This is a genomic window from Phenylobacterium sp., from assembly GCF_036264965.1.
Classification (GTDB): domain Bacteria; phylum Pseudomonadota; class Alphaproteobacteria; order Caulobacterales; family Caulobacteraceae; genus Phenylobacterium.
Map to the genome: position 1 here is coordinate 18,273 of NZ_DATAPY010000145.1, position 22,505 is coordinate 40,777.

Annotated in this window: 24 protein-coding genes; 8 read left to right on the forward strand and 16 right to left on the reverse strand. The window is 68.6% G+C overall.

The features are described 5' to 3' along the window. Positions 1 to 235: 235 nt before the first annotated feature. Positions 236 to 820, reverse strand: coding sequence for a hypothetical protein (locus VHS75_RS19210; protein WP_329640225.1), 585 nt, complete (start codon positions 818 to 820; stop codon positions 236 to 238). A gap of 405 nt (positions 821 to 1,225) precedes the next feature. Here VHS75_RS19210 and pseI point away from each other — a divergent pair, with 405 nt between their 5' ends. After that, on the forward strand, positions 1,226 to 2,281 hold the full coding sequence (pseI, locus tag VHS75_RS19215; RefSeq protein ID WP_329640226.1) for a pseudaminic acid synthase: 1,056 nt from the start codon (positions 1,226 to 1,228) through the stop codon (positions 2,279 to 2,281). A 237-nt stretch (positions 2,282 to 2,518) separates the two neighbouring features. On the opposite strand, the gene pseG is transcribed toward pseI, so the two are convergent. The 5 genes from pseG to VHS75_RS19240 form a co-directional block, all read right to left on the reverse strand. Further along, positions 2,519 to 3,553: a UDP-2,4-diacetamido-2,4,6-trideoxy-beta-L-altropyranose hydrolase gene (pseG, locus tag VHS75_RS19220; RefSeq protein WP_329640227.1), complete on the reverse strand. Its 1,035-nt coding sequence runs from the start codon at positions 3,551 to 3,553 to the stop codon at positions 2,519 to 2,521. A 101-nt stretch (positions 3,554 to 3,654) separates the two neighbouring features. Beyond that, positions 3,655 to 5,856 carry a calcium-binding protein gene (locus VHS75_RS19225; protein ID WP_329640228.1) on the reverse strand — a complete coding sequence of 734 codons (2,202 nt, stop codon included), beginning with the start codon at positions 5,854 to 5,856 and terminating at the stop codon, positions 3,655 to 3,657. 110 nt (positions 5,857 to 5,966) lie between these two features. Next, positions 5,967 to 6,947 (reverse strand): mitochondrial fission ELM1 family protein, encoded by a 981-nt coding sequence (locus tag VHS75_RS19230; protein ID WP_329640229.1) that lies wholly within the window; start codon positions 6,945 to 6,947, stop codon positions 5,967 to 5,969. A gap of 233 nt (positions 6,948 to 7,180) precedes the next feature. Beyond that, complete coding sequence (greA, locus tag VHS75_RS19235) at positions 7,181 to 7,654, reverse strand: transcription elongation factor GreA (RefSeq protein WP_329640230.1); 474 nt, start codon at positions 7,652 to 7,654, stop codon at positions 7,181 to 7,183. A 200-nt stretch (positions 7,655 to 7,854) separates the two neighbouring features. After that, positions 7,855 to 8,232, reverse strand: coding sequence for a nuclear transport factor 2 family protein (locus VHS75_RS19240; protein WP_329640231.1), 378 nt, complete (start codon positions 8,230 to 8,232; stop codon positions 7,855 to 7,857). Between the two features lie 88 nt (positions 8,233 to 8,320). Here VHS75_RS19240 and VHS75_RS19245 point away from each other — a divergent pair, with 88 nt between their 5' ends. Next, complete coding sequence (locus tag VHS75_RS19245) at positions 8,321 to 8,953, forward strand: glutathione S-transferase family protein (protein ID WP_329640232.1); 633 nt, start codon at positions 8,321 to 8,323, stop codon at positions 8,951 to 8,953. On the opposite strand, the gene VHS75_RS19250 is transcribed toward VHS75_RS19245, so the two are convergent. The 6 genes from VHS75_RS19250 to VHS75_RS19275 all read right to left on the reverse strand — a co-directional run bounded on the left by VHS75_RS19250 (position 8,950) and on the right by VHS75_RS19275 (position 15,730). Next, a complete protein-coding gene (locus VHS75_RS19250; protein WP_329640233.1) occupies positions 8,950 to 9,450 on the reverse strand; it encodes an ATP-binding protein in 501 nt (166 codons plus the stop codon). The two genes, VHS75_RS19245 and VHS75_RS19250, sit on opposite strands and share 4 nt — an antisense overlap. Positions 9,451 to 9,461: 11 nt before the next feature. Then, entirely contained in the window at positions 9,462 to 10,256 is a 795-nt protein-coding gene (locus VHS75_RS19255; RefSeq protein ID WP_329640234.1) for a glucose 1-dehydrogenase, read from the reverse strand. Positions 10,257 to 10,365: 109 nt separating this feature from the next. Next, positions 10,366 to 10,533 carry a hypothetical protein gene (locus tag VHS75_RS19260; protein ID WP_329640235.1) on the reverse strand — a complete coding sequence of 56 codons (168 nt, stop codon included), beginning with the start codon at positions 10,531 to 10,533 and terminating at the stop codon, positions 10,366 to 10,368. Positions 10,534 to 10,744: 211 nt separating this feature from the next. Continuing rightward, a complete protein-coding gene (locus tag VHS75_RS19265; protein ID WP_329640236.1) occupies positions 10,745 to 11,740 on the reverse strand; it encodes an alpha/beta hydrolase in 996 nt (331 codons plus the stop codon). 89 nt (positions 11,741 to 11,829) lie between these two features. Beyond that, on the reverse strand, positions 11,830 to 15,120 hold the full coding sequence (carB, locus tag VHS75_RS19270; RefSeq protein WP_329640237.1) for a carbamoyl-phosphate synthase large subunit: 3,291 nt from the start codon (positions 15,118 to 15,120) through the stop codon (positions 11,830 to 11,832). Between the two features lie 403 nt (positions 15,121 to 15,523). After that, a complete protein-coding gene (locus VHS75_RS19275; protein WP_293366447.1) occupies positions 15,524 to 15,730 on the reverse strand; it encodes a cold-shock protein in 207 nt (68 codons plus the stop codon). Positions 15,731 to 16,009: 279 nt separating this feature from the next. Here VHS75_RS19275 and VHS75_RS19280 point away from each other — a divergent pair, with 279 nt between their 5' ends. The 3 genes from VHS75_RS19280 (at position 16,010) to VHS75_RS19290 (ending at position 17,640) form a co-directional block, all read left to right on the forward strand. After that, a complete protein-coding gene (locus tag VHS75_RS19280; RefSeq protein ID WP_329640238.1) occupies positions 16,010 to 16,234 on the forward strand; it encodes a hypothetical protein in 225 nt (74 codons plus the stop codon). 126 nt (positions 16,235 to 16,360) lie between these two features. Continuing rightward, a complete protein-coding gene (locus VHS75_RS19285; RefSeq protein ID WP_329640239.1) occupies positions 16,361 to 16,915 on the forward strand; it encodes a sigma-70 family RNA polymerase sigma factor in 555 nt (184 codons plus the stop codon). After that, complete coding sequence (locus VHS75_RS19290) at positions 16,912 to 17,640, forward strand: anti-sigma factor (protein ID WP_329640240.1); 729 nt, start codon at positions 16,912 to 16,914, stop codon at positions 17,638 to 17,640. The genes VHS75_RS19285 and VHS75_RS19290 overlap by 4 nt, the downstream gene beginning before the upstream one ends. A gap of 21 nt (positions 17,641 to 17,661) precedes the next feature. Here the strand turns inward: VHS75_RS19290 and VHS75_RS19295 are convergent, their stop codons facing one another. Both VHS75_RS19295 and carA read right to left on the reverse strand, forming a co-directional pair. Further along, a complete protein-coding gene (locus VHS75_RS19295) occupies positions 17,662 to 17,937 on the reverse strand; it encodes a hypothetical protein (protein ID WP_329640241.1) in 276 nt (91 codons plus the stop codon). A 209-nt stretch (positions 17,938 to 18,146) separates the two neighbouring features. After that, on the reverse strand, positions 18,147 to 19,313 hold the full coding sequence (carA, locus tag VHS75_RS19300; RefSeq protein WP_329640242.1) for a glutamine-hydrolyzing carbamoyl-phosphate synthase small subunit: 1,167 nt from the start codon (positions 19,311 to 19,313) through the stop codon (positions 18,147 to 18,149). A gap of 105 nt (positions 19,314 to 19,418) precedes the next feature. Between carA and VHS75_RS19305 the strand changes: the two genes are divergently transcribed. Both VHS75_RS19305 and VHS75_RS19310 read left to right on the forward strand, forming a co-directional pair. After that, positions 19,419 to 19,859 (forward strand): DUF1330 domain-containing protein, encoded by a 441-nt coding sequence (locus VHS75_RS19305; RefSeq protein ID WP_329640243.1) that lies wholly within the window; start codon positions 19,419 to 19,421, stop codon positions 19,857 to 19,859. Positions 19,860 to 19,921: 62 nt separating this feature from the next. Continuing rightward, on the forward strand, positions 19,922 to 20,170 hold the full coding sequence (locus tag VHS75_RS19310; protein ID WP_329640244.1) for a DUF1272 domain-containing protein: 249 nt from the start codon (positions 19,922 to 19,924) through the stop codon (positions 20,168 to 20,170). Here VHS75_RS19310 and VHS75_RS19315 read toward each other — a convergent pair. Next, complete coding sequence (locus tag VHS75_RS19315; RefSeq protein WP_329640245.1) at positions 20,167 to 21,300, reverse strand: response regulator; 1,134 nt, start codon at positions 21,298 to 21,300, stop codon at positions 20,167 to 20,169. The genes VHS75_RS19310 and VHS75_RS19315 overlap by 4 nt on opposite strands. Before the next feature lie 169 nt (positions 21,301 to 21,469). Here VHS75_RS19315 and VHS75_RS19320 point away from each other — a divergent pair, with 169 nt between their 5' ends. After that, a complete protein-coding gene (locus VHS75_RS19320) occupies positions 21,470 to 22,165 on the forward strand; it encodes an HAD family hydrolase (protein ID WP_329640246.1) in 696 nt (231 codons plus the stop codon). Between the two features lie 3 nt (positions 22,166 to 22,168). On the opposite strand, the gene VHS75_RS19325 is transcribed toward VHS75_RS19320, so the two are convergent. After that, positions 22,169 to 22,426, reverse strand: coding sequence for a hypothetical protein (locus tag VHS75_RS19325; RefSeq protein WP_329640247.1), 258 nt, complete (start codon positions 22,424 to 22,426; stop codon positions 22,169 to 22,171). Between the last annotated feature and the right edge of the window lie 79 nt (positions 22,427 to 22,505).

A 22,505-nucleotide genomic window follows, 5' to 3' on the forward strand; every position in this document is an offset into this window, starting at 1 on the left:
TGTTCGAACCTTGCCGCAGGGCTGGCGGCAATCCCCGAGGCTCCGCGGCGGCGGAGGCTCAGTCTTTTGAACCACGGAAAACACGGAAAGAGCACGGAAGGAGCTCTGATCGGGCAAAGCCGACGGATGATTGATTGCGCGCAAGGCGCGCGATTCAGCCTGGCTCGGATGCCTGAGGTCGGCCCCCTTCCGTGCTCTTTCCGTGTTTTCCGTGGTTCTCTTGTCTTGTGTTCGCTTAGCCGGTGTCGGCCAGCTGCGGCTGGGACGACTCGTCGCCGCCCTCACCGGGCGTCTCGCAGAGGCTTAGGGTCAGGTCGCCGGAGAGGTTCATATCGGCGATCATGCGGCGGGCCAGGACTTCGATCGGCAGGGTCTCGAAGTCGGGGCTGCGTGCGGCTTCGTCGAGGCGGGCGGTGAGGTCGTCGCACAGCACCTCGTAGTCTTCTTCCTCGCCCTCGGATTCGGTCCAGAGCAGGCGGTTCAGGAGGTTGCGGACGCGGCTCTTGCGTTGCTCGATCGGGTTGGGAGCCGCGCGCGCTGGCTGGACGGGCGGCGGCGGCGCAGAACTCGCGGCCTCGGCTTCGCGGGCCAATTCCTGCGCCTGGCGCGCGGCGTCGCGTTCCAGCTTGAAGTCCAGCGCGAGCGTCAGGCGCACCACCCGCGAGGTCTTCTGGAAGGCGTCGGCCAGGGCCACGGTCTGCTCGACGTCCTCGCTTTCGCGCAGCCGCACGGCGAGTTCCTTGGCCACCATCAAGGCGAGCTCGGCGAGCTCGCCCAGCATGGCCTCGGCGCGGGCCTGTTTTTCCGGTTGACGCGGCACGAACAAAAAGAGAACATCGGAACAGGCCGAAGTCAAATTTTAAGCGACATTTGCCGCGTGAGATTCTGCGCGCGCCCTCCTCCCCTTGTGGGAGGAGGTGGCCTGCGGAGCAGGTCGGAGGTGGGGTTTCTCGGACTCTCTGCGCGGCCGGAAGCTCAGTCTCGCGCGGCGAACGGAGTGTGACCCCACCTCCGCCGGCCTTCGGCCGCCACCTCCTCCCACAAGGGGAGGAGGATCGCCAAGCTATGGCCTTTGAGTTTGTGGGTTTCCCCAGTCGCGTCGCTTCGCGACCCACCCGGGGCAGGCTTACAAGGCCGGGAATGACGAATTTTGGGCGCGGCGCGGCGGGCGCCCCCAGCGCAGGGTTAACGACGCCTTCAGCGCATCGGCCTAGACTGTCTGGCGATGAGCGCCTCGCCCGAAATCGAGATCGCCGGCCGCAAGATCGGGCCGGCCCATTCGCCCTACGTCATCTGTGAGCTGTCGGGGAACCACAACGGCAGCCTGGAGCGCGCGCTGACCATGATAGACGCGGCGGCCGCCACCGGCTGCGACGCGATCAAGATCCAGACCTACACGGCCGACACCATCACCCTCGACGTCGACCGCCCGGAGTTCCGGATCACCGGCGGGCTGTGGGACGGGCGCAGCCTGCACGAGCTCTACCGCGAGGCCCAGACGCCCTACGAGTGGCACGCGGCGCTGTTCGCCCGTGCGGCGGAACGCGGCGTCACCCTGTTCTCCAGCCCCTTCGACGAGACCGCCGTCGACCTGCTCGAGGGGCTGGGCGCGCCGGCCTACAAGATCGCCTCCTTCGAGGCCGTGGACCTGCCGCTGATCCGCTACGCCGCGGCCAGGGGCAAGCCGCTGATCATCTCCACCGGCATGGCCAACCTCGCCGAGATCGAGGCGGCGCGGACGGCGGCGATCGACGGCGGCGCGGCGGGCGTGGTGCTACTGCACTGCGTCTCCAGCTATCCAGCCGACCTGGCCGACGCCAATGTCCGCACGGTGGCCGACATGGCGACGCGGTTCGACTGCCCCATCGGCCTCTCGGACCATACCCACGGCTCGGCGGCCTCGGTGGCGGCGATCGCCATGGGCGCCAGCGTCATCGAAAAGCACTTCACCCTGGCGCGGTCCGACGGCGGGCCCGACGCGGCCTTCAGCCTGGAGCCGGCGGAGTTCACGTCCCTGGTGCGCGACTGCAAGGACGCCTGGACCGCGCTCGGCCGCGCCCACTACGACGTGCTGGGCTCGGAGCGGGCCAACCGCCAGTTCCGCCGCTCGCTCTACGTCACCGCCGACGTGAAGGCCGGGGAGCCGCTGACGCGGGCCAACATCCGCTCCGTACGCCCCGGCAACGGCCTGCCGCCCGTCCACCTCGACGAGGTGCTGGGCCGCCCCGCCGCCCGTGACCTCGCCCGCGGCGAGCCGCTGGCCTGGGACATGCTGGGTTAGGCTGAATCGATATTCATTTTGAGGCGAGGCCATGGTTTGGCGGTCCTCCTCCCCTTGTGGGAGGAGGTGGCGGCCGGAGGGCCGACGGTGGGGTCGCACTCCGCTCGCCGTGCGAGACCGAGCTTCGGACAGCGCCGAGAGAATTGAGAGACCCCACCTCCGACCCGCTCCGCGGGCCACCTCCTCCCACAAGGGGAGGAGGACGCTTCGAGCCCCAAGCCTGAATGTCGACAAGCCCTAGCCGCCCTTGGCGGCGATGAGCTTCAGGAAGGTCTCGGCCACGCGCGGCGCGCCCAGGCCGTCGCAGAGGTCGGCGCTGGCCTCGGCCAGCTGGCGGCGCAGGGCGGCGTCGGTGGTCAGCCGCATCAGCGCCCGGTCGAAGCTCGCGTCGAAGGCCGGATCGGCGATGTCGAGGGTCAGCGCGGCGCCGCGCTCGGCCAGGGTCCGGGCCGCGGCGCGCTGGTTCTCCGCCAGCACCACCATCAAGGTCGGCAGGCCGAGCGTGCAGCGCTCCCAGGTGGAGGACCCCGCCGCGCCGATGGCGATGTCCGCCTCGGCGGTCAGGCGGGCCATGTGCGGGCTGTCGATGTGCAGCACGATGCGCGTGTCGCGGCGGGCGATCTTCTGCAGGCTGGGCAGGCTCGGGGCCTCGGCGCCCAGGACGATGTCGATGCCGACGTCGCTGACCTTGGGCCGCAGGCGCTCGACCAGGCGGCCGGTGACGCCATCCACGTCGGTCAGCCCCAGCGAGACCAGCACCCGGCCCACCGGCTCGCCACGCCAGGCCAGCGCGGTCTCGCGTAGCGCCGCGAACTCCGGCCGCACCGGCGCATATTGCGGCCCCAGCAGCAGGCGCACGCCCTCCGGCGTCAGGCCGTCATAGTCCTCCGCCCGACGCGCCGGGCCGGAGTCCAGCAGGAGGTCCGCGGCCAGCGGCCGGTCGGCCAGATCGTCGATCACCAGCGTCGGGCGGCGCTGGGCCATGCCCGCATGGTCGCCCTGCGAAAGCCCGTAGTGGTCGAAGACGATCGCGTCGAACCGTGTCGCGCGGACCGCATCGGCCAGGTCGCCGGGCGAGGTCGAGGCCGCCGCCAGACGCTCGGTTTCCGGCGCGAAGGCCGCCAGGATCGCCTCGACCGCCGGCGGGGCGACGAACCGGCAGGCCGCGCCCTGGCCGCTCAGCGCGCCGGCCAGGGTCAGCGAGCGCATCACATGGCCGCCGCCCACGGATGGACCGGCGTCCGTGACAATCAGGATGCTGGGGCCGCTCATGACCGACATCTCCCACACGAATCGACCGCCGACACCCTAGGCGCAAACGCAAAGGGCCGCCCCGAAGAGCGGCCCCCGCAAGAACTAGGAGATCGTGGCCGTCATATGAAGTTTGCGGCCGTAACGTCGGTGAGTGATTTGCCGGTGAGGATGATCGCGTCATCTGCGTTCGTGATGTGGGTGTCGCCGCTTGTGTTCGCGAAGACGACCACGTCGGAGCCGACTTGGATGGCGATATATTTGTCCCCGGCGTGGGCCTGAAGGTCGGTCTCAGCCTGGGTGACCGCCGCAATGAAGTTGGCCGCCACGACCGTATCGCTCCCGAAGAAGACACCCGCACCAGGGCCCAAGGCCCCAATCTGCAGATGGTCCGCGGATGTCCAGTCGGTGATGACCTCGGCGTTGTTGACGTTGGCCAGCGAAGTTCCGGCCACGAAGTCGAATTGGTCGTTTCCGCCGCCGCCGGAGATGACGTCATGGCCGTTGACGCCCAGGCCGCCGCCGGCGGTGATGGTGTCATTACCAGAGCCGCCGGTGATGGTGTCGGCGCCGGTCCCCATGGTGATCTGGTCGTTGCCGGTTCCGCCGTCGATCAGCGAACCGGTGTTGCCGCCGGTGATGGTGTCGTCGCCGTCGCCGCCCTGGATAGCGCCCTGCCCGGCGAAGTGGATGCTGTCGGCGCCGCCGCCGCCGTTGATCACGTCGGTGCCGGTTCCGCCGATGATGGTGTCGGAACCCGTGCCGGTGGTGACGACATTGTTGCCGGTGTCGTTATGGAGGTCGATCTGGTTGCCGCCGCTGCCGCCGGTGATGGTGTCGCCGCCGGCGTTCGCGGTGTTTTCTATCGCCGTGTTGCTGCCTTCGCCGAGGTTGATGGTGTTCACGCCATTGCCGTTAAGGGTCAGCGTGTCGTTGCCGGCCCCCGTCGTGATGTTGTCATGGCCGCCGTTTTCCGTGATGACGTTGGCGCCCGCGCCGGCGTTGATCGTGTCATGACCGCCGGCGGTGATCTGGTCGGCGCCGGCGCCGGTGGTGATCGTGCTCGTCCCCGCCGCTGCGGTGACGGTGTCGCCGCCGTCCCCGAGGGTGATCTGGCCAGAGGCGGTCACGGTGTTGGCGCCCGCGCCGGCCGTGATGGTGTCAATGCCGCCGCCGCCGATGATCGTGTTGGCGCCGTCGCCGGCCGAGATGTTGTCGTCGCCCGCGCCGGCGGTGATCTGGTCGGCGCCGGCGCCGGAGGTGATGGTGTCGGCCAGGGCGCCCGTGTCTGTGATCGTGTTGCCGCCTGCCCCGACATTGATGACGTCGCCGCCGCCCGCGCCGGTGACCGTGTTGGCCCCCGCGCCCAGGGTGACCAGATCCTTGGCGGCGGCGTTCAGCGCGATGCTGTTGTTGCCGTCGACGGCGGTAATCGTGTCCTGGCCGCCGGTCGTCGTATAGGTGTTGTTGCCGGCGCCCAGGTCGACGGAATCCTTGCCGCCACCGCCAGTCACCTGATCGGCGCCGTCGCCGCCGACGATGGTGTCGTTGCCCGAGCCGGCAATGATCGTGTCATTGCCCGTGCCGCCGTTCAGCGAGTCGCCGCCGCTGCCGCCGATCAGCTTGTCGTCGCCGTCCTCGCCCGCCAGGACATTGCCGCCGAAGGAGCTGGCGGAGGCGTCGATCGTGTCGTTGCCGAGGTTGCCGTCCAGGAAGTCCGACGATGTCGCATTGCCGCCGCTGGTGATGCTGTCGTCGCCCTTGCCGCCCAGGATGGTGTCGGCGTTGGCGCTGCCGACGATGGTGTCATTGCCGAGGTTGCCCTGGGCGAAGTTGGTGCCGGTGGCGGAGTGGCCGGAGCCGGTCAGCACGATGCTGTCGTCGCCCTGGCCGCCGAAGATGGTGTTCAGCCCGAGGCCGCCGGTGCTGCCGACCAGCGAATCGTCGCCCTGGTTGCCCTGCAGCACGTCATTGCCGCCGGCACCGCCGATCAGGGTGTCGGCGCCGTCGCCGCCGAACAGGCCGTCGGAGTTGGCCGTGCCGGTGACGTTGTCGGGGCCCGTGGTGCCCACGTAGAGCTTCGAGCTGTCGGGGAAGAGCAGGTGGGTTGATCCCAGGTTGCGGATCGCCGCGCCGTCGTTGCCGAAGGTCACGCTGTTGTTGCCGAGCGTCAGGGTCACGGTGGGCGGGCCGTTGAACGATAGCGGGTTGAACAGCACGGTCGCCTGCGAGGCGGAGCCGGTGCGGAAGATGATCGTGTCCGTCCCAGCCACGAACGCATCGGCGTTCGCTTGCGTCATCTGATCGAAGAAGAAGTTGGCCACGTGGATTCCCCGACTCTAAAAAAGTTGCACCACCATGCCGCGAGGGTGTTGCGAAAGTCTTGCTAAATTGCGGCCTCGTTTACCATGAAGCAAGCTCGGCCGCGGCGGTCTCAGGCGGTCTTTCGTGCGTCGAAACGGCGCAAAAGCTCGTCGGCGGCGCGGTTTGTCTCGTCGAGCGGCGGATAACGCCAGTCATCGAACCGGCCTTCGAACGGGCGGCTGACCCCGCGCCGCCGCAGGTCCTCGTGGAACCGCTCGAATTTCCGGCCTCCGCCCGCCATCGCCAGCACCTGGACGGGCTTGCCGGTGGTCGCCGCGTCGGTGGCCAGGTTCGTGGAGTCCCCGGTCACCAGGATCTGGTCGGCGGCGGCCAGGAAGGCGAAATAGGGATTGTCGCCCTCGCCATCCCAGATCCAGCCGGGCAGGTCCTTCAGGCCTTCGGTGAGGATCGCCTGCGCTGCGTCGGGCGTGCGCCGCGTGAAGCTCAACAGCAGCGAGCCGCCCGCCGCGCGCACCGCCCGGGCGACCTCGGCGGCCATGGCGCGGGCGCGGTCGGGGGGCAGGTCGTGGACCTTGGACTTGCCGCCGACGATCATCGCCACCCGCGGATGCGGCAGGCGCGCGATGCGCGGGCCGAAGCGGGCGAGGTCGCGGCTGAAGCCGTCGGCGTTCATCCGGTTGGGCGCGCCGACGATCGGCAGGACATTGTCGCCGGTCAGGCCGTCGTGGGCGGGCGGCACCACCAGGTCGAAGCGCGCCACCGCGCCGCGCGGATCCTGGGTCTGGACGATGAAGGTCTTGCCGCGCGACCAGCGCCGCACGCGACTGGAGAGCGGCAGGCTGGCCCGCCCGGCGCCGATCCAGATGTCCGGCCAGGGCGGCGCGACGGGACTGTCGGCGCCGAGCGCGAACGCCGGGATCAGCTGCCAGGGCAGCCGGCCCAGGCCCCACTTCCAGCCGATGCGCTTGACGGTGATCTCCGCCGGCCGCCGGCGCGCCACGGCTTCCGCCAGGCCCAGGACCTGGGCCTCGATGCCGATGCGGCCGTCGGAGACGGCCCAGATGGTCAGAGGCGGACGGACCTCAGTCATGGAGCTGGCATTGGGGGCGGTCAGCATTCAGCGAGGCTAGGCGCTCACCCGTCTCCTTCCTCCTCGACGGAGGAAGGTCGGGATGGTGGTGTGACCGGGACGCGGGGGCCAGGCCCCAGGTCGGCGCCGGCCGCTGCTTCACTTCGATCTCGGCGCGCACACCACCACCCTGGCCCTCCTCCGTCGAGGAGGAGGGAAAAGCTTTCCAGTCCGGCCGCTGAATGTCGAGTGGGTCAGACCCACTCCACCTTGGTGATCTCGTAGGCCTTGACGCCGTTCGGGGTGTTCACCTCGACGGTCTCCCCGCTTTCCTTGCCGATCATGGCGCGGGCGATCGGCGAGGTGATCGACACCTTGCCGTCTTTCACGTTGGCCTCGTGCTCGCCGACGATCTGGTAGCGGGCCTTTTCCTCGGTGTCCTCGTCGATCACGCTGACCGTGGCGCCGAACTTCACCTGAGCTCCGGAGAGCTTCGAGACATCGATCACCTGGGCGCGGGCCATCTTGTCCTCGATCTCGGCGATCTGGCCTTCGATCCAGCCCTGACGGTCTTTCGCGGCGTGATATTCGGCGTTCTCCGAAAGATCGCCGTGCGCGCGCGCTTCGCCGATGGCGGCGATTACAGCCGGCCGCTCGATCGTCTTCAAACGCTTCAACTCTTCGTCGAGGGCGTGATAGCCCTCGGCGGTCATCGGGACTTTTTCCATGGGAGATCGGTGACTCGGGTTCGCCCTAAGTTAGAAGTTCGCAGAGACCGGCCGCGGGCGCAGGCGTCCGGGAGGGGAAAGAAGATAGAATTGTGCGCCGCAAAACGCAAGTTCACCCATAGCGGCGCTCTGCGAGCCCCACATGGAGCCGATCTCGCAAGTCTGGCGAAGCTTTGCGACCTGATCGTGACCCCTGTCTATCACGGCGTTGCGGGCGGCCTCGTCTGGCGCGGATCGTAGAAGAAACGCTCCTCGGCGATGCGCTCGCCGTCCCAGCGCTGCAGGGTCAGTTCCTCCATGACCACGGCGGGCCCCTCGGCCGGGGTGAAGGTGAACCGCCAGCGGATCATCACCTTGTCGCCGTCGATCAGTAGGTCGGTGACCGGGTCGGTCTTCATGTGGGCGAACCGCGCCATGGTCGCCCGCTCGTCGGCGATCAGGCGGCCGAGGCCGACCCGCGGCGGCTGCTGGTTGTCCTGCATGGTCGCGTCCGGGTGGTAGAATTGCTCCAGCGCCTCGACGTACTGCGCGCGTTCCACCAGGGCGAGAAAGGCTTCGACGCGCTCACGGGCAGGCATTTCGACGCTCCCAGGCTGGCGGCAGAGGTGGGCGCGCCCTAGCTTAGGCGCAAGCCCTCAGCCACGATGATCTGGAGACATGACACCTATGGCGAGCCCCCGCGGGATCACCCTCTACCATTCGCCCGCCAGCCGCGCCTTCACCGCCTATTGGATGCTGGAAGAGCTGGGCGTGCCCTTCAAGGTCAAGACCATCGACATCAACAAGGGCGAGCAGAAGCAGCCGGCCTATCTGAAGCTCAATCCGGCCGGCAAGGTCCCGACCCTCACCGACGGCGACGTGGTGGTCAGCGAGAACCCGGCCATCGCGATCTACCTGGCCGACCGCTACGGCTACGGGACGCTGGCGCCGAAGATCGAGGAGACCGACCGCGGCGCCTATCTGAAGTGGATGGTGTTCTCCACCGCCGTCGTCGATCCGGTCGCCACCCTGCACGAGAAGAAGATCGACCTGCCGGGCTTCGACTTCAGCTTCGGCGCCTTCGACGACATGGTCCAGGTGCTGACCGGCGTGCTGACGGACCGCCGCTATCTGCTGGGCGACCGGTTCTCCGGGGCCGACGTGGTGCTGGGCGGCACGCTCTCGCGTCTGCTCTACAAGAAGGTGCTGCCGGAGGAGCCGATCCTGCTGGACTACAACGACCGCCTGACCGAACGCGCGGCCTTCCACCGCGCCGCCGACGCCACCTGGCCGGGGCAGTTCTACGCGGCGCTGGTTTAGTCGCTGACGCTCATCACGGCGCCGGTCAGCTCGCCTGGCTCCGGCGGCTCGTAGACGCCTTCGATGAAGTCGAACATGTCCGGCGAGACCTCGATGGCGAAGCTTTCGCCGCGCACCACGTTGCGGCCGGCGACCCGGGCGCGCCGCACCTCGGCCGGGGCGTCGACGAAGTGCCATTGCAGCGGCAGCTCCGTGGCCTCGGCGATCTGGCGCACCCGCGCGCGGTCGGCCTTACGCATCAGGCCGATGTCCAGGATCACCGAGGTCCCCGCCGCGATGGTCCCGGCGGCCACCGACCAGATCTGGGCCTCGCAGCGCCCGACCCGCTCGACCATCCACTCGTATTCGATGGGGTCGGGCATATCGGCGGCGAACAGCCGCGCCATCCAGTCGTCGAGGATGAAGGCCACCGCCCTTTCGCGCCGCGCGAAGGCGTGGGCGTAGGTCGTCTTGCCCGCGCCGCAGGGCCCGAAGATCACGTTGAGGGTCGCCGGCATGGTCGCTTCTGCTAACGGACCGTGAGCCCGCCGTCGATCACCAGCTCCGCGCCCGTGACGTAGCGGCTCTCGTCGCTGGCCAGCCACAGGACGCCGTTGGCGATATCCTGCGGATAGCCCTTCACGCCCAGCGGCACGGCCATGGACGACAGCGCGTCGAGGTCCGGCGGGGCGTTCGCGCCGGGCGCAGCCGAGCTCACGATGCTCATCCAGATCGGCGTCTCGATGATCCCGGGATGGACCGAGTTCACCCGGACGCCATCCTTGGCGTTGGCGCATTCCATGGCCACCGCCTTGGTGAGCAGCCGCACGCCGCCCTTGGTGGCGCAATAGCCGGCGAGGTTCGCCGAGCCCTTCAGGCCGGCCACCGACGACATGTTGATGATGCTGCCGCCATCGCCCGAAGCGCGCATCAGCGGGATCGCGTGCTTCACGCCCAGGAACACGCCGTCCAGGTTGACCCCGGTCTGCCGGCGCCAGTCGCTGAGGCTCATCTCGACCACCGATGCGCTGATCGCGATGCCGGCGTTGTTGACTAGGATGTCCAGGCGACCCTCGCGCGCCTTCACCTCGGCGATCACCCGTTCCCAGGCGGCTTCGTCGGTGACGTCGTGATGCAGATACCAGGCCTTGCCGCCCGCGGCGGTGACGGCGGCCACGGTCTCCGCGCCGGCGGCGTCCTGGACGTCGGTGACCGCCACCGTCGCGCCTTCGGCGGCGAGGCGTTCGGCGCACCCGCGCCCGATGCCGCTCGCCCCGCCGGTGACCAACGCCACCTTGCCCGCCACGCGCCCTGCCATCGCCATCCTCCGCTCTTGTCGGAAGGAGGCCTAGCCCAGGGCGCAAATCCCCGCCAGAGGCCTTCGGGCAGGGCGGAAGTTGGACGCCGGCGCGTTCAGCGCCGGCGCCGGGGCCTCAGCGCATCCAGCTCGGCGTCGAGTCGCCGCCGGTGGCGATGGCGTAGATCATGCCGATCGCCAGCACGACGATGGCCGCGACCATCAACTTGCCGAGGAGACCTTCGAATCGCTCGGCCACATGCTTGTTCTTATGTGGCCGGACTTCCGGTTGATCAGAGTGCATAGAGCGTCCTTCCCAATCTGCTTGGGGGTTCTTCGCCCCCGCCAGACTGCGGCAGACGCCACGCGGCGTCGTTCCGGCCGGTCTATTCTGGGGCCGCCGGAGCGCGCCCGTGAGCCTGCTTCAGTCAGGCTTCTGCGGTGGAATCTGCGCTCATGACGACTCCGCGTCAAACAATATGCTTCAGCTTGTTCGTCGAACGCTGGAATTTGGCTTAGCGTTTCGGGATTTCCGTCGAGGGGAATGGCGGGCGCGGTTCGTCGTCCTTGACCCCCATCTTGCGGCGCAGGGCGTCGATGGTGGCCTTGCCGGCCGCGAAGCTGGTGTCGGGCGCCGGCGGAGCCAGGACGTGGGCGGTGAGGAACCGGAAGCCGTCGCGCAACCTGGGCGGAAGCGACTTGCCCAGGTGGTCGGCGCCATGGACCAGGCGGTATTCGTGCGGGATGTTGTGATCCCAAAGCACGCGGTGGAGGAACTCGTTGCCCTCGTCGAGATGGAACATGTCGAGGTCGTCGGCGTCGACGTAGATCTGCAGGCCGGACGCCAGGATCTTGTCGCGGTTGTCGATGGCCATGTTGGCCGGATTGGCCTTCTTCCAGAAGGCGCGGTCGACCGGATCGCCGAAGATCGATTTAAAGAAGGCGTCGTCGCGCTGGAAGCGGTTGCGCATCTTCACGTCCTCGAACCGCAGGGCGGGTTCGACCCCGGCCTCCAAAGAGGCCAGGCCGCCGAAAATCTCCGGATGGTCGAAACCCAGCCGCAGCGAGCCAAGCCCGCCCATGGAGATACCCGTCACCACCGTCTGCCGCCGGTCGGTCGAGACGCGGTAGCGCTTGCGGATGTCCGGGATCAGTTCGCTGACGATGAAGGTCTCCCATTTCTGGGAGCCATCGTGATAGTCCATGTAGAGCGAGCGATGGACGTCCGGGGTCACGATGACCGCCGGGGGCAGCTCGCCCGCCGCCCAGGCCGCCTCGATGGCCGGCCGCATCTGCGCCAGGAAGCCGTTGTCGCCACCGCCGCCGTGGAGCAGCAGCACCAGCGGATAGGGACCCTTCGAAGGGTCGTAGCCGGCCGGCAGGAGCACCGAGTACTTGGCCGGCGAGGGCACAAGCTTGGTCGGCAGATTGACCGCCTCGAGTTTACTCTGCGCTTGCGCAGCGCCTGCCAAAGCCAGGGCGAACACCGCCGCCAACCAGACCCGAACCATCCTCGCCTCCCACGTTTTTCGGGAAGCTATCACGGGGACCAAGACCTGCTATCGCGCCGTGCCGCTGTGCCGCCGAGTGGAACGCGGCCCTAGGCGTAGCTCTGCAGGGGGCGCACTTCGAGGGTATCTTCCACCGTGGCGATGATCGCCTGGGCGGCGGCCAGCGCGCCGGCGGCTGTCGTGTAGTAGGGCGTCTTCATCATCAGGGCGGTGCGGCGCAGCTCGAAGCTGTCGGCCAGGGACTGGCGGCCCTCGGTGGTGTTGAACACCAGCTGGACCTCGCCGTTCTTCATGGCGTCGACGATGTGCGGGCGGCCTTCCAGCACCTTTTTGACGTGCTCCACCTTGACCCCCTGGGCTTCGAGGTAGGTCGCGGTGCCGCCCGTGGCGAGGATCTTGAAGCCCAGCGTCTGTAGCAGGCGAACCGGCTCCAGCACCCAGGGCTTGTCGGCGTCCTTCACCGAGACGAAGACCGCGCCGGATTTCGGCAGGACGGTGCCGCCGCCGAGCTGGCTCTTGGCGAAGGCCCGCGCGAAGGCCGGCGCGAGAGTCTCGCCCGGCCGCACCCAGTCGAGGCCCATGACCTCGCCGGTGGAGCGCATCTCCGGGCCCAGCACCGTGTCGACGCCGGGGAAGCGGGCGAAGGGGAAGACCGCTTCCTTCACCGCGATATGGTCGTAGGGAGTCTCGGTCAGGTCGAAGTCGGCCAGCTTCTTGCCGGCCATCACCTTGGCCGCGATCGCCGCCAGCGGCCGGCCGATGGTCTTGGCGACGAAGGGCACGGTGCGGCTGGCGCGGGGATTGACCTCCAGCACGAAGATCCGCGGCTCGGCCGAGTGCGGCTCCTCGATAGCGAACTGCACGTTCATCAGGCCGCGGACATCCAGGGCGCGGGCCATGGCGGTGGTCTGCACCTTCAGCTCAGCGATGGTTTCGGGTTTCAGGGAAAACGGGGGCAGGGAACAGGCGCTGTCGCCCGAGTGCACGCCGGCCTCCTCGATGTGCTCCATGACGCCGGCCACATAGACCTCGCCGTCGGCGTCGCAGAGGGCGTCCACGTCCACTTCAGTGGCGCGGGAGAGATACTGGTCGATCAGCACCGGGCTGTCGCCGCTGACCTTCACCGCGTTGGTGATGTAGCGCTCCAGCTGCTCGTCATCGCGGACGATCTCCATGGCGCGTCCGCCCAGCACGTAGGAGGGCCGGATCACCACGGGATAGCCGACCTTGTGGGCGCCCGCGAAGGCTTCGTCGCGGCTGCGCGCGATGGCGTTGATCGGTTGGGCGATCTTCAGCTTATGGAGCAGCTGCTGGAACCGCTCCCGGTCCTCGGCCAGGTCGATGGCGTCGGGGCTGGTGCCCAGGATGGGGATGCCGGCGTCTTCCAGCGGCTGGGCCAGCTTCAGCGGCGTTTGGCCGCCGAACTGCACGATCACGCCCAGCAGGGTCCCGTTCTTCTGTTCGACGTGGATCAGTTCGAGGACGTCTTCCGCGGTCAGCGGCTCGAAGTAGAGCCGGTCGGAGGTGTCGTAGTCGGTGGAGACCGTCTCGGGATTGCAGTTCACCATGATCGACTCCACGCCGATCTGGTCGAGCGCAAAGGCCGCGTGGCAGCAGCAGTAGTCGAACTCGATGCCCTGGCCGATACGGTTCGGTCCGCCGCCCAGGATGATGGCCTTCTGGCGGTCCGACGGGTCGCTCTCGCAGTCCGCTTCCTGGCCCAGCGCGCCGGTCTCGTAGGTCGAGTACATGTAGGGCGTGTCGGCGCGGAACTCGCCGGCGCAGGTGTCGATGCGCTTGAACACCGGGCGCACGCCGAGCGCGCGGCGCGCATCGCGCACCCGGGTCTCGCTGGTGTCTGTGAGCTGCGCGAGGCGGGCGTCGGAGAAGCCTTGCGCCTTCAGCGCGCGGAAGCCCTGCGCTGTGGTGGGCAGGCCTTCGAAGCGGACCTTGGCCTCCTCGGCCACCAGGGTCTCGATCTGGCGCAGGAACCAGGGTTCGTAGGAGCAGGCCGCATGGATGTCCTCGACCGACAGGCCGTGGCGGAAGGCCTGGGCGATCACCCGCAGACGGTCCGGCGTCGGCTGGCCGAGCGCGCGGACCACGGCGGCGTGGCCCATCTCCGGATTGGAGGCGTTCTCGATCTCCACCTCGTCGAGGCCGGAAAGGCCGGTTTCGAGGCCGCGCAGGGCCTTCTGCAGGCTCTCGGCGAAGGTGCGGCCGATGGCCATCACCTCGCCCACCGACTTCATGGAGGTGGTGAGGTGCGGCTCGGACCCCGGATACTTCTCGAAGGCGAAGCGCGGGATCTTGGTGACGACGTAGTCGATGGAGGGCTCGAACGAGGCCGGCGTCGCGCCGGTGATGTCGTTCATCAACTCGTCGAGCGTGTAGCCGACGGCAAGGCGAGCGGCGACCTTGGCGATCGGGAAGCCGGTGGCCTTGGACGCCAGCGCCGAGGAGCGCGACACCCGCGGGTTCATCTCGATGACCACCATCCGCCCGTCGGCCGGATTGACCGCGAACTGCACGTTGGAGCCGCCGGTCTCGACGCCGATCTCGCGCAGCACGGCGATCGAAGCCGCGCGCATCCGCTGGTATTCCTTGTCGGTCAGGGTCAGCGCCGGGGCGACGGTGATCGAGTCGCCGGTGTGCACGCCCATCGGGTCGATGTTCTCGATGGAGCAGACGATGATGCAGTTGTCCGCCTTGTCGCGGACGACCTCCATCTCGTACTCCTTCCAGCCGAGCACGCTCTCCTCGATGAGAACCTCGGTGGTCGGCGAAAGGTCCAGGCCGCGCTCGACGATCTCGCGGAATTCCTTGGCGTTGTAGGCGATGCCCCCGCCGGTGCCGGCAAGCGTGAAGGAGGGCCGCACGATCGCCGGGAGACCCACGAACTCGAGGCCTTCCAGGGCCTCTTCCATGGTATGGGCGGCCTTGGATTTGGGGCTTTCGAGGCCCAGGTGGTCCATGGCGTCGCGGAATTTCTGGCGGTCCTCGGCTTTGTCGATGACCTCGGCGCGGGCCCCGATCATCTCCACGCCGTACTTCTTGAGAACACCGGAGGCGTCGAGCGCGAGCGCGGTGTTCAGCGCCGTCTGGCCGCCCATGGTCGGCAGCAGGGCGTCGGGGCGCTCCTTGGCGATGATCTTCTCGACCATCTCCGGCGTGATCGGCTCGATGTAGGTGGCGTCGGCGACGTCCGGATCGGTCATGATCGTCGCCGGATTGGAGTTCACCAGCACGATCCGATAGCCCTCGGCGCGCAGCGCCTTGCAGGCCTGGACGCCGGAATAGTCGAACTCGCACGCCTGACCGATCACGATCGGCCCCGCGCCGATGATCAGGATCGAGGAGATGTCGGTACGTTTGGGCATTCCGTCTCGCGCGCGAGGGCTCGCACGCTTTCACGCGCCGCCCGGCCAAATCTGCAGGTTAAGCCGCCCGTTTAGAGACGGAGTCGAACCCGCGCAAGCCCGCGCACGGCGCAGGAAGGATTCAACCACGAACCACACGAACCACACTAACGGGCTGGCTTCCAAGACTCCGCGATAGCGGAGGCTCAGCCATATCCAACCAAGGATCGCACGGATTTCCACGGATAGCGCCAGCGCCATCCGTGCGATCTGTGCAATCCGTGGTTCCAAGTGGATGGCGCCCGCTGTGCGGGCTTCTGAAGATCGAACCCGTTCGTGTGGTTCGTGTGGTTCGTGGACAAACAAAATGGGCCGGTGCGGGCACCGGCCCATTGCGAGGCTCTGGATGGGCTGGAGGCGGCCTTTAGGCCTGCAGGTTGCCCGCCGCGGACTTGCCGCTGCGCGGATCCTTTTCCAGTTCGTAGGTGATCTTCTGACCTTCGTTCAGTCCGCGCAGACCCGCCTTCTCCACCGCGGAGATGTGCACGAACACGTCAGGACCGCCTTCATCCGGCTGGATGAAGCCGAAGCCCTTGGCGCCGTTGAACCATTTGACTGTGCCACTAGCCATGTAATTCCAAGTCCCTTGATAGGTTATGGCCGACCGGCGCAAGCATTCACGCCAGCGATCTCAGTTCGAAAGGGATCGGGAGGCAGGTCCGGCGCCGAGGTTATCGAGCGGGGAAAGTCGGCCGAACCGTGACGAATTCGATGGACGCCAGCCTGTAGGATTTCCGCGAGGGAGGCAAGATCGCGAAAAAGTGCGGCAAAGCTCGAAACCAATCTGCGGCTTAGCCATATAGGATGGGAACGGCCGCACCAGCGGCGGCCGATGCGAAAGGCGCGTTCCATGACCCTCGTCGAGAAGATCCCCACGCTCACCGACGCCGAAGTCATCAATCTGTTGACCAATGCGCGTCGTCTGCAGGAGACCGGCGACGCCCGTCAGCAGGCCGCGGCGGCCGAACTGCTACCGGCGCTGGAAGACGCCGCCGCGCAGCGCCAGGCCGAGCGCTCCGCCGCCGCCCAGGTGAAACGCGCCGCCGCCCGCAAGCCGCGCATCGTCGCCGCCTGACCCGGCTTGGCGCCGTCGGCGGACCCCAGCTTGGGCGTAGAGGCTTGCCGCGGCCGCCTTGAGCGGGCAACCTCGATTCCTGACCGCCAGCCGGCAAGCCAGCCTAGCGAGATCTGAGCCCCCACCTTGGCCGCCGCGACCACGCCCGAAGACCTCGCCGCCCTGATGACCCGCGTTGCGTCGGGCGAGCGCGCGGCCCTGCGACAACTTTATGAGGCGACCTCCGCGAAGCTTTTCGCCGTCTGCCTACGTATCTTGTCCGATCGCGAGGAATCCGAGGACGTTTTGCAAGAGGTCTATGTAACAGTTTGGCGTCGGGCGGACCGTTTCGATGGGTCCCGCGCGAGCGTCATGACATGGGTCTCAACGATCGCCCGCAATCGGGCGATCGACCGCATTCGGGCCCGTGGTCCGATGGCCTACGCCGACCAGGTCGAGGATCTCGATATCCCCGACGGCGGCGTCAGCGCCGAGGCATTGCTGGTCACGGCCGGCGAGGAGGGGCGGTTATGGGACTGCCTGTCCGAGCTCGATGGCCGAACTGAAAACGTGATCCGCACCGCCTTTTTCGAGGGCGTAACCTATGAGGCCTTGGCACGCCGCATGGACACGCCATTAGGCACAGTAAAGAGTTGGGTTCGCCGGGGCCTGGCCAAGCTCAAGGGTTGTCTGTCGCAATGAGCGAAGCTCCCGAACTTTCCGAATCCGAAGCCTTCGCGGCCGAGCATGCCCTGGGCGTGCTGACCTCGGCGGAGCGGCGGCAGGCCGAGGCGCGCATGGCGTCCGAACCGGCCTTCGCCGCCCTGGTCGAGGCGTGGCGCGAGCGCTTGACGCCCATGGCCACGGCCCTGACAGCGATTGCGCCGCCGCAGAACATGTGGCTGCGCATCGAGCGGTCGCTGGCGTCCAACGACAATGCGCCGGTCCAGCGGATGGTGCGCTTCTGGCGCGGCGCCACCGCCGGCTCCCTGACGCTGGCCGCCGCCAGCCTCGCGGCGGCCGTGATGCTCGCCAACCGCGCGCCGACCGTGGTGCAGGGCCCGCCGGCCGCCGGCGGTTCGCTGCTCGACGCCAGCCTGGTCAGCCAGTCCGGCGCGCCGGTGCCGCTGTTCGTCGCCGCCTACGATCCGACCCGCAAGGCGCTGATCGTCACCTCGCTGGTGACGCCGAACAACGATCCCGCCCACGTCCACGAGCTGTGGGTGATCCCGGCCGACGGCAAGCCGCGGCCGCTGGGCATACTGGAGCCCGGCAAGACCCGGGTGATCCCGATGTCCGAGAAGCTGCTGCCGTCGCTCGCCGCCGGCTCGGCGCTGGCCGTTTCCGTCGAGCCGCCCGGTGGTTCGCCGAAGATCGACGCGCCCTCGGGCCCGATCACCGCCGTCGGCAAACTCGCCAAGATCTAGGGCCCTCGCCGTCGCCCCGCCTTAGCCGGGCGCAGGCTCGCTCGCGGTGTGACGCCGGTGATGGCGGCGCACGGCGCCGCTGCCCGACGCCCGATTGATGGTCGCCATGCCCGTGTAGCCGTCCGGATGGGTTCCCGTGCGGTCGGTCACGATGGTGGACGAGCCATTGGCGGTGGTGTCGCCGACGTGCATGCCGACCTGCTCGTTCGGCGTGGGCGGCCCCCAAGCCCTGGGCTGCGCCGCCGCCGGCAGCGCCAAGGCGACTGCAGCGGCGGCCAGGACGATCGATTTCAACATTTTGACGTCTCCGTACAAATGTCCGGAGGAAACACGTGACGTGGGCGGGAGGTTTCCTTCGAGACTCCGCGGGAGCGGAGGCTCTGTCTTTTCAACCACGGAAAACACGGAAAGATCACGGAATGGCGCCGGCGTTTTCCGTGATCTTTCCGTGTTTTCCGTGGTTCCAATAGGAAGGCGCCCGCTACGCGGGCCTTTTAGCAGGGCCGCTACTTCGCCGCGTCCATCAGGCCCGCGAAGCGTTCGAAGAGGTAGAGGCTGTCGGTGGGGCCGGGCGAGGCTTCCGGGTGGTGCTGGACGCTGAAGACCGGGCGGTCCTTCAGCGCGATGCCGGCGTTGGTGCCGTCGAAGAGGGAGACGTGGGTTTCCACGACCGGGGCCGGCAGGCTGTCGCGGTCGACGGTGAAGCCGTGGTTCATGGAGACGATCTCGACCTTGCCGGTGGTCAGGTCCTTCACCGGGTGGTTCGCCCCGTGGTGGCCCTGCTCCATCTTCACGGTCTTGGCGCCCACCGCCAGCGACAGCATCTGGTGGCCCAGGCAGATGCCGAAGACCGGCACGCCTGACTCCAACAGCCCCTGGATCATCGGCACGGCGTATTCGCCGGTCGCGGCCGGGTCGCCGGGGCCGTTGGAGAGCAGGACCCCATCGGGTTTGCGGGCCAGGATCTCTTCCGCGGTGGTCGAAGCCGGCACGACGGTCGCCCGCGCCCCGACGCTGGTCAGCGCCCGCAGGATGTTGCGCTTCACGCCGTAGTCGACGACCACCACTTCGTACTTGGGCTGATCCGGCTTGGCGTAGCCCTCCGGCCAGGACCACAGGCCCTCGTCATAGACGAAGGGCTGCAGGCAGGAGGCGTCCTTGGCCAGGTCCAGGCCTTCCAGGCCGCTCCAGGCCTTGGCCTCGGCTGTCAGGGCGTCGAGATCGAATTTGCCGTCGGGCGCATGGGCGATCACCGCGTGCGGCATGCCGTGCTCGCGGACCCGCCGGGTGAGCGCACGCGTGTCGACGCCGGCCAGGCCGACGACGCCGCGCCGCGCCATCCAGCCGGGCAGGTCCGCGTTGGCGCGCCAGTTGGCGGGCGTGGTCGGCAGGTCGCGGAAGATCGCGCCGCGCGCGGCGGTCTGCGCCGAGCCGGACATCTGCTCCAGGTCTTCGACGGTCGTGCCGGTATTTCCGATGTGCGGGAAGGTGAAGGCCACGATCTGGGCCATGTAGGAGGGGTCCGTCAGGATCTCCTGGTAGCCGGTCATGGCGGTGTTGAAGCAGACCTCGCCCACCGCCGAGCCGACCGCGCCGACCCCGTACCCTTGCAGGATGGTCCCGTCGGCCAGGGCCAGCACACCGGTGCAACCGGGCAGCAGATCGCGGCTCATGACGAGAGGTTCCTTCTGGCGGGCAAACGGCGGCGTAGGTAGTGCTACCCGACGGGCGGGTCAATGCGAGCCTATCGCACGTCAAGATCAGGAGAAGCACCCCAGATGAGCGAGACCTACGTCGATCCGGGGCGCGAGGCCTGGGAGGTGTTCAAGGGCCTGCCCCGCGACGAGCCGATCCACATGCTGAACCTGATCCGCCTGCGCGAGCGGGCCGAGTACCCGCCGGGCCATCCCAACCACGGGAAGGACATCTCCGGCCGCGAGGCCTATCGCGAGTACGGGCGCACGATCGCGCCGCACCTGGCGCGGCTGGGCGGGCGCCAGGTCTGGGCCGGCGCGCCGCAGGTGATGGTCACCGGGCCTGGGTCCGAAGCCTGGGACCTGGCCTTCATCGTCGAATATCCTGGCTCGCAGGCGTTCATCGACATGGTCCGTGATCCGGACTACCGCGCCAATGTGGTGCCGCACCGCACCGCTGCGGTGGCGGATTCTCGTCTGTTGCGGCTGGCTCCATTGGCCCCCGGCGACAAACTGGGCGACTAGCCGGCCGGATTTGCGGGAACGCCGTCATTTCGCTGGTTCTTTGACGAGCGCATGATTGCCGGATGCTGATCCTGAAACCCAACTGCGAATGCTGCGACCGCGATCTGGCGCCGGACAGCCGCGAGGCCCGCATCTGCACCTTCGAGTGCACCTTCTGCGCCGAGTGCGCCGAGACGCGCCTGGGCGGCGTCTGCCCCAACTGCGGCGGAGATTTCGCCTCGCGCCCGATCCGGCCCGCGGCGCTCCTGGCCAAATATCCCGCCTCGACGGAGCGGGTCGTGGGCAAGCACGCGGCCTGCGCGGCGGCCTAAGCCGCCAGGGCGCCGGTCAGGGCGGCCAGCAGGTCTTGTGCCTGCACGGGCTTGCCGATGTGGCCGTCGGCGCCTGCCGCGGCGCTCGCCCCGCGGTCCTGGGGCGAGGTGTTGGCGGACAGGACCACGATCGGCGTGCGCCGCCGACCCGACGCCGCCTCGGCCTCGCGGATCGAGCGGATCGCGGTCAGCCCGTCCATCACCGGCATCCGCAGGTCCATCAGCACCACGTCATAGGCGCCGGCCTGCCAGGCCTCCAGCGCCTGACGGCCGTCCTCCACACAGGTGGGCTGGGCGCCGGCCGCACTCAGCATCAGCTCGATCACCTTGCGGTTGGTGGGGTTGTCGTCGGCCACCAGCACCCGGAAGGGCCCGGGCGCGCCGCCTGACGGCGGCGTTGGCGGTCGGGCGTCGCCGCTCTCGCCATAGTCCAGCAAGCCGTGGACCAGCCGCTCCAACTCGGCGGCGGACGCGCGGATCTCGCCGACCAGCGACGCCTGTTCGGGATCGAGCTGCGTCGCCTCCAGCGCCTGGGCGAGGCCCGAGACCCCGTTCAGCGGGGTGCGCAGTTCGTGGCTCATGTCGGCCAGGAATTCACTCTTGGCGCGGCTGGCCGCCTCGGCGCGGGCCAGGGCCTCGTGCAGAGCCTCGGCCTGCGCCTTGAGCGCGGTGATGTCGACGCGCAGGCCGATGGAGCCGCCCTCGGAGGTGCGCCGGTCCTCGATCATCAGCCAGCGGCCGTCGGCCAGCTGCTGCTCATGCCGCTCGCCGGCGCCGGCCGCCAGCATCGCCTGGCGTTCGGCGAGCCAGGCTTCCTCGCGCCCGATGGCGGCGGGATAGTCGCCGCGCCGCACGCCCTCACGCAGGGTGTCGATCAGCTTGGTTCCGGGGCGGAACAGGTCGGCTGAGCGGTGGTAGATTTCTGCATAGCGCCGGTTCCACAGGATGTAGCGCCCCTCCGCATCGAGGAAGACCACGCCCTCCGGGATGGCTTCGATCGCGTCCCGCAGGCGGTCACGGGCGAGCTGGGCTTCGGCGCGGGCGGCGGCCACCGGGTCAACTCGCCGGGATTTGGGCGCCAGGACCCGCACGATCCGCGCCCAAATCGCCGCCAGACGTCCGCCCCTCATGCCCAACGCCCCGACTCAAAACCCGGTCCATCTTCCACGCCGCCAGGGCGAGCGGCCCCGCGGGACGCGACTTGCGCAACAGGCGCGGGCAGGCGCCGCACGATTGGGCGCCGGCGCCGCGGTTTGGGCAGGCTTCGAACGAAGGCCGGGCGCTGATAAGAGGCCCGTCATGCGTATCACCACGGTCGGCCTCGATGCCGACGACACCCTCTGGCACAACGAGACCATCTTCCGCCTGACCCAGGACCGCTTCCGGGCCCTGATGGCCGAGGTCGCGGCCCCTGATGTGCTCGACGCGCGGCTGGCGGCGATCGAGCGGCGGAACCTGTCGCTCTACGGCTACGGCGTGAAGGGCTTCACCCTGTCGCTGATCGAGACGGCCATGGAGCTGACCGGGGGCGAGCCGCCCGGCCGTATCGTCGCCGACATCCTGGCCGCCGGGCGCGAGATGCTGAGCCATCCGGTCGAGCCGCTGCCCGGCGTTCGCGACGCCCTGGCCGAACTGGCCGAGGACTATCGCCTGGTGCTGATCACCAAGGGCGACCTCCTGCACCAGGAACAGAAGCTGGCGGCCAGCGGCCTGGGCGAGCTGTTCGCCGCCGTGGAGATCGTCAGCGAGAAGGACGCGGCGACCTACGAGAGAGTCTTCGCCCGTCACGGAACCGGCGCGGCGGAGGCGGCGATGGGCGGCAACTCGATCCGCTCTGACATCCTGCCGGCGCTGGAGGCGGGCGCCTTCGCCGCCCACATCCCCTATCCGCTGACCTGGGCCCACGAGATGGCCGAGACGCCTGCCGGCCACCCGCGCTTCGCCGAACTGCCGGCCATCGCCGACCTGCCCGGCTGGGTGCGCGGCCTGGGGTAGCCTCTAGGGCCGGCGGCGGCCCGGCGGGGACGACACCGCCCGCTTCAGATGACCCGCCCAGCGGCGTGCGGCCGCCAGCAGCGAGGTCGCCATGACCACGAAGAAGATGGCCAGCCAGAAGATCTCTTTCGCCGGCGCATAGGCCGCCGCCCGGGCGTCTTCCGGCGCGCGGCCGCCCAGCAGCCGGCTCACGCCGAAGTATTCCAGGGCGCCGATGCCGACCAGGGTCACCAGCAAAGCGCCCGCGAGACGGAGCCACATGATCAAGCGCCCATCCCCCAATTCAGTACGCGCGGCAGAAGCCCGTAACATCGGCCCGGACAGGCGGCGGGTCAATGCG